Below are 14,439 nucleotides of genomic sequence, written 5' to 3' on the forward strand. Positions count from 1 at the left end.
TGAACAGCCATGCTATTTCTCCCAAACTAGTTGCAATATAGCGCACCAGATAAAGACAATAATGACACCCTTATCTGGCTGTCAGGAAGTCTAGAGCAATATTTTGCCGTGAGACAACTCGCCAAGGGCAATAATTTCGGATGGCAAAGTATGTTCTTCCGCTAGCGAAGCATGGATGTTGCAGCGTGAATGCTCGACAAGTAGACGGCTAATCTGAATACTTCGCGTTCGTTGGCCGATCAAGATTTGCTTAACTGTGTGTTATTGGGTGCCAGTTGACGGGACAACTTCTGTTGCAACAAGGCGATCCTGGGTGTTCTCACAACACGGTAAATGATCAGGGAAAGAGTTGCGGGAGAACTGCTCTCCCGCTTTCGAAGCTAGAATGCCAGCGAAGCCTGCAAGTAGAACGTCCGTGGCTGACCGACAAATTTGCCGCCATTATTGTCTGTCGAACGCGTAAAGTATTGTTTATCGAACAGATTCTTTACGCCGAATGCAAACTTGAAGTTGTTCTTGTCTTTTTCTGCATCATAGCCGAGACGAAGATTGACCGTGGCATATCCGGGAATGTCGCCGAGGCGGCCGGTGGCGTCTTCGTCTGTAACATACTTGGCTCCCTCGTCAGGCGACCCGGGAGAACGCTGCTTTGATTGCGCGAAAACGTCGGCATTGAATACCCAGTTCTCATATTGATAGCGCGCGCCAATCGAACCGACATGCCGGGAGTAGAAGGGGAGATCCCTGCCAGTGAAAGCTCCTGCCTGAAAGGTGGCTTCCGTATAGGCATAAGTTGCGGAGACAGAGAGGCCATCCAAAGCCGGTGTAAGTCCACCTAGATCATAACGTGCTGCTGCTTCAACACCCCGATGACGGGTCGCTCCCAGATCGGTCCAGATGCCCTCTCCCACGATTGATCGTGTTAGAAGCAGTTCCTTGTCGAAGTCGATGTTGAACAATGTAAGTTCACCGCTCCAGTCGTCTCCTTTGAAATGCGTGCCTATTTCATAGGTTTTTGCCGTCTCGGGATGTAGTCCCTTGGTGGTTGACGCAAGCTGGCTATATTGTTGCGGACCAAATGAAACGCCAGCATTTGCAAACACAGACCACTGATCGTTGAGGCGATAAAGAACAGAGAGTGTCGGCAAAAGCTCCTTGGCGTCTACTTCAGGGTTAAGTGTGCTGGTCACCGCGCCTGCACTGAGATTGGTAATATCATTATGCGTGGTGATGAATTCGTAACGCACGCCCGGAGTTACGGTCCAATTTCCATAATCGATCTTGTCATCAATATAGAGGGCATGAGCGACGGTGCCGCCCTCACTTGTCTGATAAATGTTGGAAGGCGCTTCCTCGGGATCAAAGTCTGAGTTCGGATCGTAATAGCGTGTACGAGAGGCAGTTTCGGAACTCGTCTCTTTCAGGTACCGGTAACCAATACTTACCTCCTGAACGACTGATCCGCTATCAAACAGGCGTGAGTAACGCGGCTCAATCGCAAACGTAGTATAGCTGCGCGGGGCTGCTGTCAGCCGGCGCAAACCGGCATTGGCTCCGGACCCTTCCTGTTCTATATGGCTGCCGCGAAACGAGTCCGTGTAATAGGTCAGCAGTTCAAAATTGTTGACGCCATCATTGTGGGTGTATTTGAGAGAGATATCGCTGCGCCTGCCGGTAAACTCGTCGTAAGAGCGGGTGGATTGAAACGGGTCATCATTATACTGCTCGGCAGTCAAACCGCCGGGCATGCGTCCCGATCCCTCAAAATGATGGAGTGAAAGTGCCAATTCATCCGTATCGGAAATTGCATATTTTCCCTTGAACATGATGTCGTCAATGTCGGTTTTGTCATTGCTTGAGCGGTAACCATCGCCGTGGGTTCCTGAATAAAGCAATGCCCCTCCAAACCCGTCAGCATTGGTTCCTCCGATGAAGACATTCGGAGTGGATTTCACATTGCTTCCATGACTGGAAATCTGGCTGCCCACGGACGCTTCAGCCGTGAACTCATCCGGAATATCGCGGGTTACGAAATTGATGATACCGCCGACATTCTGCGGTCCGTAGCGCACCGAACCTGCACCACGCACGACATCGACGCTCTGAATGTTTCCCAGCGATAGCGGTGCAAGCGAAAGCTGCGGTTGACCATAGGGGGCATAAGCAAGAGGAATTCCATCCATCAGGATTGTGGAACGCGGAGACAGTCGGGCAGTCAGTCCCCGGACGCCGACATTGAGTGAAACGTCACTGCCGCCTGTGCCATTACTGTCCTGTACTTGCACACCGGGAATTTGCCGCAGCACTTCACGGATATCGCTCGCCCCTTTTTCTTCAAACTGTTTACGTTCGACAATGCTGCGCGCACCCGGATGCTCAAGTACCTTCTCATCGCTTGGCTTTGATAACCAGTTGCCAGTGATCGTAATGGGGTCAAGAACTATCGAAGTGCCGGTGTCAGTCGCCTCCTGTGCAATGGAAGGGGAGCCGAGCAGGACAATGGCGAGAGTTGCGGCTGAGCGATAATAGGGAAGCATGGGAATCTCCGGGACATGAAAAGAGCGCACATGCCGATGCAAAGGGCATGGCCCAAGCTTCGGACGCGGCTTGAAATAAAGCTGGAAAAGGGGAGGGTTTGGCTATCTACCCGGTGCTGAAGATCAGACCTGTTAAACTTCCGGCTAATAAAGTGAAGCGCAGGTCATCCGGTTTTATGAATTGTGCTTGAGCGCGAGCCATGCATGAAACCTTCGACAGAACTGATAATGCAATGCCGCCGACCCCCGGCAGCAAACTGTCGTGTTCATTACATTATTGTTGTGCTTATTTCAACAAATATAACTATTGAACTCATGTTTTGTTTGGACGCACCAGATTGCCGCGCAATCGCGCCAGTTTTTCCCGACTTACGAGCGCACGTTGCTGATGCTGCACGGCAATACAATAGGCGAGTATGTCGCCAATGACGATTGCGCCAAGACTCCAGCTCGCGAGCCCGGAGGCCGCACCAATGCTTGCAAGGACGGCAGAAACGTCGGCCTTGTGAATTTCGCAAAGCCTCATGCCACATACTAGAATGATATGGCTTCCGGTCTCGCGCGCATGTTTGATCAAGGCGCCCAGTTCTGGCAGATCGGATGCCGCATGGAACACGATGACCACATCTGTGGCACGTAAATCTATCAGCTCGTTGGCCAACGCAAATCCCGTTGTGCGAGAACATCTGGTGCGCAGGCCAACTCTGCTTAATGAGATTGCGCAGTGCTTTGCTTCCACTTCGGAGGTTCCGAAACCAAAGCACCAAACCTGGTCGGCATTCTCAAGAATCGTGACTGATTTTTCCAGCTCAACCGCGTCCAGCTTCTCTTGTGTAGAACTCAGGATTTCGTGGGCTGTCGTAAATATCTGCCCCGTGACCTTCTTGAATTCCGACCCGGTGGCCTTGAAACGGTGAGCCAGCCGTTCGGTCGTTGGGGCGGCCGTGGCCATCGCGCGGCTGCAAAGCCGCTTCAGTTCCGGGAGGCCTGTGAAGCCCAGGCGGCGTGCCGTGCGGATAACCGTTGCATCGCTGGTTCCCGTTTCAAATGCGATCTGTTCGGCGCTGCGAAAAATCAGCTCATCCAGCGGGAGCGCGATAAAATAGTCGGCGATTACCAATTCTGATCGGCTCAGCTGGGTTCTATATGTGTCGTAGCGCTCCTGTAGAAGGGCTGAACTCCGGGCCGTGTTTTCCAAGGTCTGCTGTATACTGTTGGTGTGTCGTTTCTCAGCCATCGCCAAAGTCTACCTGCGCTATCAGTTTGGGTTCAGGCGGTCATGGACACCCATGTTCGCTCTACCTTGAGTGGCAGACATAATGGGGTTCCGTCAACCGGATGGCGAATGACGGCGGCTTCTATACCGAAGACATCTTTGATCAGCCCCGGTGTCAGCAAATCAGCGGGAGAGCCAACGGCGTAAATACCGCCATTGGATACCGCGATGATCTCATGGGCAAATTGGGCCGCCTGATTGAGATCATGGACGACCATGACGATGGTTCTTTTCTCGTTGCGGTTCAACTCGCTGAGCAGATTGAGAATATCTATCTGGTGCGCAATATCGAGGTAGGTTGTCGGTTCGTCCAGCAATAGAATCGGTGTTTCCTGAACAAGCGCCATCGCAATCCAGGCGCGTTGCCGCTGTCCCCCGGATAACAGATGCAGGGGCCGTTCGGAAAGCTCTAAAAGATGGGTCGCAGCAAGCGCGCGATCGACAATATCGTCATCTTTTGTTTGCGAGAAACTCAATATGCTCCTGTGGGGATGTCTGCCAAAGCGGCATAGTTCCCGGACAGTCAGTCCGTCCGGTGAGATCGGGTTTTGCGGGAGAAGCGCCATTATTTTTGCGGTCAGGCGTCTTGGGTTGCTGGCAATGGATTTGCCGTCAAGAATAACAGAGCCGCTGATCGGGTCTGCTATTCGTCCCAAAGTCCGTAACAAGGTGGATTTGCCGCTGCCATTTGAGCCGATCAACGCTGTAATCTTCCCGTCCGGTATGGTCAGGTTTACCTGTGAGAGAACAGACTTGGCTTCGTAGCCTACAGAGAGATTATCGGTTGAAAGCCGATGGGTTTCGGTTTTATCCATTCGAACGAGCCTCACGATATAACAGATAAAGCAGATAAGGCCCGCCAACTACGGCCGATACTATGCCGGCAGGGATTTCATTTGGCAGTGCAATCAGCCTACCGACAAGATCAGCCAGAGAAAGCAGCAATGCACCCACGAGTGCCGATGTTGGCAACAGGTATCGTGCGCGCTGGCTGACAAATGCTTTGGCGATCTGGGGGGCAATAAGGCCGAGAAACCCCACGCTTCCAACACTGGCAACGGCCCCCGCCACCAAAGCGACGGCCACTATGACAAGACATGCTCGTGCCCAGCGTGGATTGATCCCCAGACTTGAAAGATTGTCATCGCCAAAACCCGTCAGATCCAGCAGATTGCTTATGAGCACAACGATTGGAAGGCATACCAAAAGCCAAAGAGCCAACCATAATACGTCATGACCGGAAGTGCCGAAAACGGTCCCGGCAAGCCATAGCATGGCTTGATCGGATTTCGCAGGATAGCTCACCATCAGGAAGTGAGTAATGGCTTGCGCGAGTGCGCCCAGTGCCACACCGACCAAAGCTATGGTTGTAACACTTCCCCCCAATCTTTGTCCGATTGCCAAAAGCAGAAAAAGAGCAAGTGTGCTGCCAATAGCAATGCCAGCGGGAATTGCCCAGATCGACCATGCAGGTGGCAGGAGTATAACTGCAGCAAGTGCTCCGAGGCCAGCACCTTTGGTGATGCCAATGACATCTGGAGATGCAATGGGATTGCGCAGCGCATTTTGCAGGAGTGCTCCGGACAGGGCAAAGGCTGCACCGGCCATTATTGAAACAAGCACGCGAGGTGCACGGTATTCCAGAACTATGAATGCGTTTTTTCCGCCGCCAAGTGCTGTCATAACTTCGCTTATGGAAAGCGGTACTGCACCAAGGGTCATTCCCAGCAAAGACAGAAACAGCAAAGCCGAAAGCAGCGCTGCCCATACGACAAATACATTCTTTCGTGTGGCTGGTTCAGTAATTTTATGGGGCAAGCTGGTCATCGAACACGCTTTCGTGCGGCAATGATCAGAAATGCCGGGGCACCGAGTAAAGCGGTTAATATTCCAACAGGGAGTTCCGCCGGGTAAGCGAAGACGCGCCCGGCCAGATCAGCGCTGCAGAGCAAAAGCGCGCCGCCCAAAGCGCTCAGAATGAGCAATGCTCGCTGATCTTCGCCAGCAAAAAACCGCACAATATGCGGTACGATCAAACCGACGAATCCGATTGGCCCGGCTACGGCCACTGCAGGGCAAGCCAGAATTAAAATCAGCGCGCAGGTAAGTGCAGCAACGTTCTTGGGATACTGGCCGAGCGACTGGCTTGTAATCCGGTCCAGCGCCAGAACGCCGATGTAGCGCGCGGCAAGAATTGCTCCGATACCGCCAATGACCGTGAAAGGCAGGATGATGAAAACCTTGGGCCATTGTGCAGTGCTGACTGAACCAACAAGCCAGAAAATGATATCCTGTGTGGAATTATCTGCGATCAGTACACCCTGAATGAGAGCCGATAGAACCAATTGGATCGTGATGCCTGAAAGCGCAATTTTCATATTGTTCGCTTTACCATCGAGCGATAGAGCCCACATGATAAAGCCAACAATTGATGCTCCAATGAAAGCAGGGATGACATTGCCGAGCGCCCCGAACGGCGGGAAAACCATGGCGAGAAAGACAATTCCTACCGAAGCTCCCGCATTGATGCCAAAAGTCTGAGGTGAGGCGAGGGGATTTCGGGTGAGCGTCTGTATAAGCACACCGGCCATTGCGAGATTTACCCCTACAAGCGCAGCCAAAGAGGCACGTGGCATTCGCACGTTGAAGATCAACGCTTCGTCGACCGAGCCGTCCCGGTTGAACAGCAGGGAGAGCGCGCGTCCGATAGACATGCCTGTAGACCCGGCTGCCAGACTTGCCAGAAATGCAAGAGCCAAGAGACCAGCCAAAATCAACAGGAGAATTATCCGTCTCCAGCGGAATGGCCGGGCTATTGCTGAATTCGCCGCTTGGTGGTCTCGCAGCATCGGCTACTTTGCGTATAGATTATCAACAACGTCGCGGGCAATAATCATTGCGGTACGCAATCCCCGAAAGCGCGTATACTGGTTACGATCTACCTCAAATACCTTGCCATTGCGCACCGCAGATATATTCAACCAGACCGGGTTTGTACGCCATTGATCGAGCAGGGTGCCTTCGGCATCAGTGGCGATGAACAGCACATCCGGATTGATTGAAGCCAGGCGTTCCAGACCAACGCCTCCTTCGAGGGGTTTGCTGGAAATCAGGGCTGGTTTCAACCCCATGGCGGTGAAGACCGAACCGCTGAAGGATGATGATGTATGGAGGGTCAGTACATCGGGTGTAACGACCGCCAGCAGGAAGCTACGCTTTTCGTCGACAGGAACCTTTTTTGCAAGTTCTGCAATAGCGGCTTCATGGTCTTTGATTACTTTCTCACCGGTCGCTTTGATGCCGAGAGCATCGGCGATCGTGATCAGAGAGTTCTTTATATCGCTATACCCGCCCTCCCAACTGTTCAAGACGACGGTTGGAGCAATGGATCCAAGCTGATCATATATGTTCGAATGCCTCAACTCATCAGCGACAATCAGATCAGGTGCGATACTGCTGACGAGTTCGAGGTTGGGCTCAAGCCGCGTGCCGACAGATTTGTATTCGATTTTCTTGCCAAGCAATTGGTTGATACGTTTTGGTTGATTGTCATCCGCGATGCCGGCGGGCACCACACCAAGAGCATCCAGTGCTTCAACAAAAGAATATTCCAGCGCGATGATATTCTTGGGGTTACCCGTAATTGTCGTGGAACCCAGTTGATGAACGATGGCTCGCTGATCGGGGGAAGTGTCCTGTGCATATGCACTGCTGCCAGCGGATATCATCATGCATATAAGAAGTTTGGTGTTCAGTTTTCGAGCTGTAACTAAGCCAAGCCGCAATATGCTGGGTGTTCTGTTTCGAAAGACGTCAGAAAAAATGAACTTTTGAAAACAACGCATGTGCTAATCCACTGGTGCTGCCATAACTGACTGGCACGTTGAGGCGATGTTGTGGTCATTACAAGAATGTTGTTGTTATTTCAATTAATATAACTGAAAAAATCATATTATCTCCAGATCCATTGCCAGCCCTTGAGGTCTTGTGATCCAGCGGCGGGAATCGCTTGGAACGACATTGACGGGCACTAAGTGCTTTTGAGTCAGTATAGAGAATATCTTGGTAGCTGTGGATAAATGTACATGTTTATAAAAAATAATTTGCATAGCTATTTTAATATGTATTTGTACAATTTGTTTATTTAATAATTATACAAATATAAATCAAAATAAACAGAAAAAATATTAATTATATAGATGCCAATGGTTCAATGTAGGCGTATTGAGGTGGTAAATGTCGTACTGTGTACAAACTATCAGTTAAAATTACTATGTTTTATCTAGATCGCGTTTAGGGTTTAAACTGTTGTTCACGCTTGATTGCAACTAGTAATAGAAAATACTTGAGTATTTTGGAATGTAAAGTAAGGATAAGTGCTCTACCGAACAGGTAGATATACGATTCTGGGTGGGGATCGTTTGAGGCGGGGCATGGGGACTATGAAGAAACTGTCAGCTTTATGCGGCCGGAACAGCTATGTTCCGACCAATTTTTTTGTATTTTGCTTGAGCCTTGTTTTGCTGGCTTTTGCTGGTCTGCTGACTGCAAATCCTGCATCAGCGCAGAACTGTGGTCCTCACAATATTTCAGTGGTGCATGGCGGCTCTGTACAGTTGAATGCCGGTGGTTGCGACCCGTTTGGATTGAACAATCCTTCCGTTACCACGCCCCCTGCCCATGGAACAGTCGTAGTCCTGAATATCGACTCTGGTCTGATAGAGTATTCGCATAATGGTGGTTCGGACGTAGCGACATCTGATAGCTTTGTGCTTGCGGGAGCTTCCGGTCAGTCCATTCCGGTGAATGTAACAATCGGCCCTGCTTCCACTATGACCATTTCACCCGGCGCGCTGGGTTCCATGCGAATTGCGGTTTCATATAGTCAGAATCTCTCGGCAAGCGGTGGTGTCGCGCCTTACACCTTTGCCGTGGTGTCGGGAAATATTCCCGGATTGTCACTTACCCCGTCGGGCACGATATCAGGTACTCCAACAGCACGTGGTCCGCACACGTTGGTTGTGGGAGTTACAGACAATACGGGAGCGACGGCGCAGAAGTCATACGGCGTCACTGTTGATAATCCTATCATGACGACATCCCCGCTCAATCCAACCTTGGCTGTCGGAGTGGCAAGCACTGCATCCTTTACGACAACCGGCGGTATAGCGCCCTACACATATAACGTTAATACCGGTACCTTGCCGCCCGGTATAACACTTGCCGCTAATGGCAGCTTGACCGGCACGCCGACTTCGGCTGGGACATATGTTTTTGATATTGTCGCCCGAGAAAGCAGCACGAGCTCAATTTGTAATTGTCCGTACTTCAAAGTGGATACGGTCACGGTCACGGTAGCCGCAGCACCAACGATCATTGTAAGCCCGACCACATTGCCAAGTCCCATGGTTGGAGTAGCCTATAACCGAACGATAACAGCTACTGGTGGCACCGCTCCCTATTCTTTTTCTGTTTCTGCCGGAGCTCTGCCTGCCGGTTTGGTCATCAGTTCTGCTGGTATACTAAGTGGCACTCCTACTGCCGGCGGTGGCCATAATTTCACAATTCAAGCGAGGGATGCAAATAACTTCACTGGTACGCGCGCCTACAGCTCTATTGTGGACGCACCAGTAATTCGCATTAACCCGGATACTTTGTCGGATGCGCAAGTGGGTCTCGCTTACAATGAGCAACTTGATGCAGTGGGAGGTACAGCACCGAGAACTCTTGCCGTTACAGCAGGGAATTTGCCGACAGGAATGACACTCTCTCCTGGTGGACTACTATCTGGAACACCGACATCAGCTGGTAATTTTAACTTCACTCTTACTGCAACGGATAGCAGCACTGGTGGGGGGCCATATCGTTATAATCAGAGTTTCTCACTCGTGGTGATTCCTGCGCCGTTAACGCTGCCTGCAACGAGTCTTGCAACGGGAGCAGTGGGAAGTGCTTACTCAGCTTCGATCAATCCTGCGACTGGTGGTGTCAGCCCTTATACATATGTGTTGACTGCGGGAGCATTGCCCGCTGGTATAACATTGAGTGCAACGGGCGGTATAAGCGGTACGCCAACCGCAACGGGTGCCTTCAATTTCACGGTGACCGCGACCGATAGTGCATCTGTAACAGCCACTCAGAATTACACCTTGAATATCAGCGCCCCTACACTGTCGATGACACCGCCTGCCGGAACCTTGTCAATGACCTACGGGCAAGCGTTTGCGCAGAACTTCGTCGCAAGTGGCGGTACTGCTCCTTACACTTATGCTGTGTCCGCAGGTGCCTTGCCCGCGGGTGTGGCTCTCAATGCTTCCACAGGGGCCTTGTCAGGAACGCCAACAGTCACCGGCCTGTTTACCATGTCTATCAGGGCAACGGACAGTTCAACGGGAGCGGGTGCGCCGTTTGCGAGAACCCAAAACTACGTTATCCAAGTGGCGTCTCCAACCATTACAATCGCTCCTGCTACTGTAACTGGCGGACAGGTTGGTGTCGCCTACACCGGTACATTGACAGCTGCTGGAGGTATCGGGGCTTACAGCTTTTCCGTGACTGCTGGCACTTTGCCGGCCGGTATAGCATTGGCTGCCTCCGGCCAGTTGTCGGGCACTCCAACATCTTCCGGTACATTCAACTTTACAGCGAGTGCCACAGACTCCAATGGCCAAACCGGCTCGCGTGCTTATGCATTAGTCGTTGGTGCACCGACCATCACCGTGGCGCCTGCGTCCTTGCCGGATGGAACCGTCGCATCGGCCTATAGCCAGACGGTATCTGCAACGGGCGGCATTGCGCCTTATTCCTTTGCGGTTTCTGCAGGAGCACTTCCTGCCGGGATAACTTTGAATACCTCAACAGGCGTGCTCAGCGGGACACCAACGGGCGAAGTCAACGCGAACTTCAGCATTTCTGCCACAGACAGCAGCGGCGGTGGCGGACCCTTTACCGGAACCCGGTCTTACACTCTGGCAATCAATGCGCCGACAATAAACCTGCCTGCAACGACACTTTCCAATGGCACGGTTGCAACCGCCTACACTGCAACGTTGAATGCCGCGAGCGGAGGCACCGCACCCTATACTTATGCGGTGACAGCTGGTGCACTACCGGCAGGATTGACACTGGCATCGGATGGTACGATTAGCGGTACGCCCACAACGCAGGTAAATGCCAATTTTGCAGTGACAGTAACAGACAACAGTCCTGGACCAGGCCCATATACTGCTGTTCGTGGTTATTCGCTGATCATCGATGCTCCAACGCTTTCACTGCCTGCAACGACACTTTCCAATGGCACGGTTGCAACCGCCTACACTGCAACGTTGAATCCCGCGACTGGAGGAACTGCACCATATACTTATGCCGTCACCGGCGGAGCTTTGCCTGCAGGACTGGTTCTTGCTTCAGATGGTACGATCAGCGGCACACCGACGACGCAGGTAAATGCCAATTTCATTGTAACCGCGACGGATAACAGTCCGACGCCCGGACCCTATACCGCAAGCCGTGCATACACACTCATCATTGATGCGCCGACAATAACACTGCCAGCAACAGTGCTTGCCAATGGCACGGTTACAACCGCCTACACAGCAACTCTCAACGGTGCGACTGGCGGCACAGGCCCATATACCTATGCGGTGACTGCTGGTGCACTACCGGCAGGGCTGGCATTGGCATCGGATGGCACGATCAGCGGCACGCCTACGACGCAGGTAAATGCCAACTTCACAGTCACGGCTACGGATAACAGTCCGACGCCGGGGCCGTATACGGCAAGTCGCGCCTACGCACTTGTCATAGATGCTCCTACACTTGTTTTGCCGGCCACCGTTTTCGCTTCGGGTACCGTCGGGACAGCCTATTCGGCATCGTTGAATCCGGCCAGTGGTGGTACTGCGCCTTACAGCTATGCCATTACGGCAGGAGCCCTGCCGGCGGGACTAACGCTTTCGGCAGCAGGCGCAGTCACTGGTACCCCAACTGCCGTTGAGAGCACAAACTTTACAGTTACTGCAACGGATGCGAGCCCCACACCCGGTCCCTACACGATCAGCCGGGCCTATAGCATCACCACAGTGGATACTGTGCCTGTGGCAAACCCTGCTACCGCTACGGTGGGCTATCAAAGTGGTCCAACTCCGATAGGTCTTAACATAACGGGAGGGACAGCGACTTCCGTCGCAATCTCTACAGCGCCGACATCGGGAACAGCAGTCGCTAGCGGGACGACGATCACATATCAGCCGGCGGCCGGGTTCACCGGGGTTGCAACCTTTGCCTATACGGCTTCAAACGCATCAGGCACTTCCGCTCCGGCAACTGTGACAGTTACGGTGACGGCTGCTCCACCTGTCGCGCAGCCATTGGCGGTCTCCGTTCAATTCAACCAGCCCAGGAGTTTCACGCTCACGGCGACAGGCGCTGGACCTTTGACCTTCGAGCTTCAAACAGCTCCAGCCAATGGTACAATGGTTGTGGGAACAACCGGCAGTTCAACTTATACGCCGAACACCGGTTTCAGCGGTGCTGACAGCGCAACCTACAAGGTTACCGGCGTTGGGGGTGTTGCTACCGCCAATGTGACTTTCACAGTGGCAGGACCAGCCATTATTGCCGAACTTACAGGTCTTTCTCCAAGTACCGGAACGCTTCAGCCTGCATTCTCGCCAGCGGTGGGAAGCTACCGTTTGAAACTGCCCAACACTCAAGAGACAATCTCGCTTGTTCCAACATCGCGGGACATCAACTCCGCGATAACCGTGCAGGGGCGTAGCGTAACGTCAGGTTCGTCAAGCCAAGCCATCAAACTGGCTGTTGGGGAGACGCGTATTGCCGTCATTGTCACCGCGCAGGACGGCTCCACATCCAAGACCTATGAGGTTGTTGCTGAACGGCTTCCTCCTGCTCCGGTCGCTGCATCAAGATCGGTAGAGGTTATCGCCGGTCAGACGGCTCGTGTCGATTTGACAGAGGGCTCAACCGGCGGCCCATTCTCCGCTGCCCGGCTTGTCAGCCTGTCGGACCCTGAAGCGGGAAGTGTGACCATCGAAAAGAACGGAAATCGTTATGAGATGGTATACGCTTCCAAGGTCGCATTTGGCGGTTCGCTGGAAGCAAAATACACGCTGGCAAATGCTTATGGCACATCCAGCCCGGCAACGATAACTTTCGTTGTCATAGCCCGCCCCGATCCGTCGAAAGATCCCGAGGTAATCGGATTGCTCACGGCGCAGGCAGACAGCGCCAAGCGGTTTGCGACCAACCAGATCAGGAACTTCAATTCCAGGCTTGAGCAACTGCACGATGAGGGAGATCGCCGCAGCAACAGCATGGCAGTCCGGCTTGGATTTACCGAGCAGGATGAACCTGACAACATTGACGAGCCATTCGACAATGTTCTCCGCAACGATCCAAACTCGAAATATATGGATCAATCATCCAATGGTGTGCCAGACTTTGCAGCACACTCATTCGCTGAAGAGGAAAGAAAGAACAAAAAAGCCACGCAGCCCGCACCCGACATGAATATGGGCCGCCTTGCAGTGTGGACCGGCGGGTTTGTCAATTTTGGCGAACGCGACAATGATGGCCTGAATCTTGACTATACGACAGTGGGTGTCAGCGCTGGTATGGATTACCGTTTCTCCAAACAGTTCGTGGCAGGCTTCGGTTTCGGATATGGCCGCGATGCGACTGATATAGGTGAAAACGGAACAGAAAGCCGGGCCAATGCCTACAGTGCTGCAGTTTACGGCAGCTATTCTCCGGTCAAGTCGGTATTCATTGATGGTCTCATCGGCGGAAGCTGGCTGGACTTCAACAGTGAGCGCTACATTACATCAACCGGCGAGTTTGCTTCGGGCGATCGTGATGGCACGCAGATATTTGGCTCGCTGACTGCAAGCTATGAACACAGGAATGAAGCATGGCTTGTATCTCCATACGGGCGATTTGACTTCTCCCGTTCATGGCTCGAAGGCTTTACCGAGCGGGGAGGCAATGGCCTTGCCCTGGAATATGGCGAGCAAACTGTTGATACCCTCTCCGGTATTCTTGGTATCCGCTTCGAATACACCATGCCCATGGATTGGGGGGTGCTCAAGCCGGGCCTGCGGGCAGAATACACCCATGACTTCGAAGGTTCGAGCAGGGTCAAGCTTGGCTATGCCGACTTCGGTGGCTTGCCTTACGACGTCGAAACCGAAAGCAGCGGTGATGACTATGTTACATTTGGTGCATCGCTGGATGCTGCGCTCAATTCCGACTGGTCTGCCAACTTTGATTACAGAACCGCGGTCGGAGCCGACGATCAGAACCATGCATTTGGACTGAGGGTCGCAAAACGCTTCTGAGCATAACTGCAGTTTACTTGATATCGGCCAGAGCAAGCTCTGGCCGATATTTTTTGATTTTCGTTCAACCTTTTTTCAAGTCACAACGTCTAGTCATGTCTGTGAAAAATTCATCATACAATAAACAATAATTTGTATATTGACATTATTTATTGCGATCCATATCGATATTGGCTGTGGGAGAGCTGGCAGCGCAGAGCGCTATCGGGGCGGGAGTATCTTCGGGAGGAGAGTTAGGCCACCCCGTTGCCAGTCGAATTTATGCTGA

At 52.4% G+C, this 14,439-nt stretch carries 7 protein-coding genes; 1 reads left to right on the top strand and 6 read right to left on the bottom strand.

Annotated elements, in window-relative coordinates; translation table 11 throughout:
* Positions 1-380: 380 nt before the first annotated feature.
* The 6 genes from PMI41_RS11205 to PMI41_RS11230 all read right to left on the bottom strand — a co-directional run bounded on the left by PMI41_RS11205 (position 381) and on the right by PMI41_RS11230 (position 7,544).
* The gene (locus PMI41_RS11205; RefSeq protein WP_008124779.1) at positions 381-2,537 is read right to left on the bottom strand and encodes a TonB-dependent siderophore receptor; all 2,157 of its coding nucleotides are present in this window, start codon (positions 2,535-2,537) and stop codon (positions 381-383) included.
* A 313-nt stretch (positions 2,538-2,850) separates the two neighbouring features.
* On the bottom strand, positions 2,851-3,774 hold the full coding sequence (locus PMI41_RS11210) for a MurR/RpiR family transcriptional regulator (protein ID WP_008124780.1): 924 nt from the start codon (positions 3,772-3,774) through the stop codon (positions 2,851-2,853).
* 32 nt (positions 3,775-3,806) lie between these two features.
* On the bottom strand, positions 3,807-4,628 hold the full coding sequence (locus tag PMI41_RS11215; protein ID WP_008124781.1) for an ABC transporter ATP-binding protein: 822 nt from the start codon (positions 4,626-4,628) through the stop codon (positions 3,807-3,809).
* Positions 4,621-5,640, bottom strand: coding sequence for an iron chelate uptake ABC transporter family permease subunit (locus PMI41_RS11220; protein ID WP_008124782.1), 1,020 nt, complete (start codon positions 5,638-5,640; stop codon positions 4,621-4,623). The genes PMI41_RS11215 and PMI41_RS11220 overlap by 8 nt, the downstream gene beginning before the upstream one ends.
* Positions 5,637-6,572 (bottom strand): iron ABC transporter permease, encoded by a 936-nt coding sequence (locus tag PMI41_RS11225; protein ID WP_244423931.1) that lies wholly within the window; start codon positions 6,570-6,572, stop codon positions 5,637-5,639. Before PMI41_RS11225 ends, PMI41_RS11220 begins: the two co-directional genes overlap by 4 nt.
* Before the next feature lie 93 nt (positions 6,573-6,665).
* Positions 6,666-7,544 (bottom strand): ABC transporter substrate-binding protein, encoded by an 879-nt coding sequence (locus tag PMI41_RS11230; RefSeq protein ID WP_157179374.1) that lies wholly within the window; start codon positions 7,542-7,544, stop codon positions 6,666-6,668.
* Positions 7,545-8,321: 777 nt separating this feature from the next.
* Between PMI41_RS11230 and PMI41_RS24235 the strand changes: the two genes are divergently transcribed.
* On the top strand, positions 8,322-14,171 hold the full coding sequence (locus PMI41_RS24235; RefSeq protein ID WP_162130120.1) for a putative Ig domain-containing protein: 5,850 nt from the start codon (positions 8,322-8,324) through the stop codon (positions 14,169-14,171).
* Positions 14,172-14,439 lie beyond the last annotated feature (268 nt).

This window comes from Phyllobacterium sp. YR531 (assembly GCF_000282595.1).
Lineage (GTDB): Bacteria > Pseudomonadota > Alphaproteobacteria > Rhizobiales > Rhizobiaceae > Phyllobacterium.

Coding starts and splice junctions, on each gene's coding strand:
- PMI41_RS11205 (WP_008124779.1), bottom strand. CDS start 2,537: ATGCTTCCCTATTATCGCTCAGCCGCAACTCTCGCCATTGTCCTGCTC.
- PMI41_RS11210 (WP_008124780.1), bottom strand. CDS start 3,774: ATGGCTGAGAAACGACACACCAACAGTATACAGCAGACCTTGGAAAAC.
- PMI41_RS11215 (WP_008124781.1), bottom strand. CDS start 4,628: ATGGATAAAACCGAAACCCATCGGCTTTCAACCGATAATCTCTCTGTA.
- PMI41_RS11220 (WP_008124782.1), bottom strand. CDS start 5,640: ATGACCAGCTTGCCCCATAAAATTACTGAACCAGCCACACGAAAGAAT.
- PMI41_RS11230 (WP_157179374.1), bottom strand. CDS start 7,544: ATGATGATATCCGCTGGCAGCAGTGCATATGCACAGGACACTTCCCCC.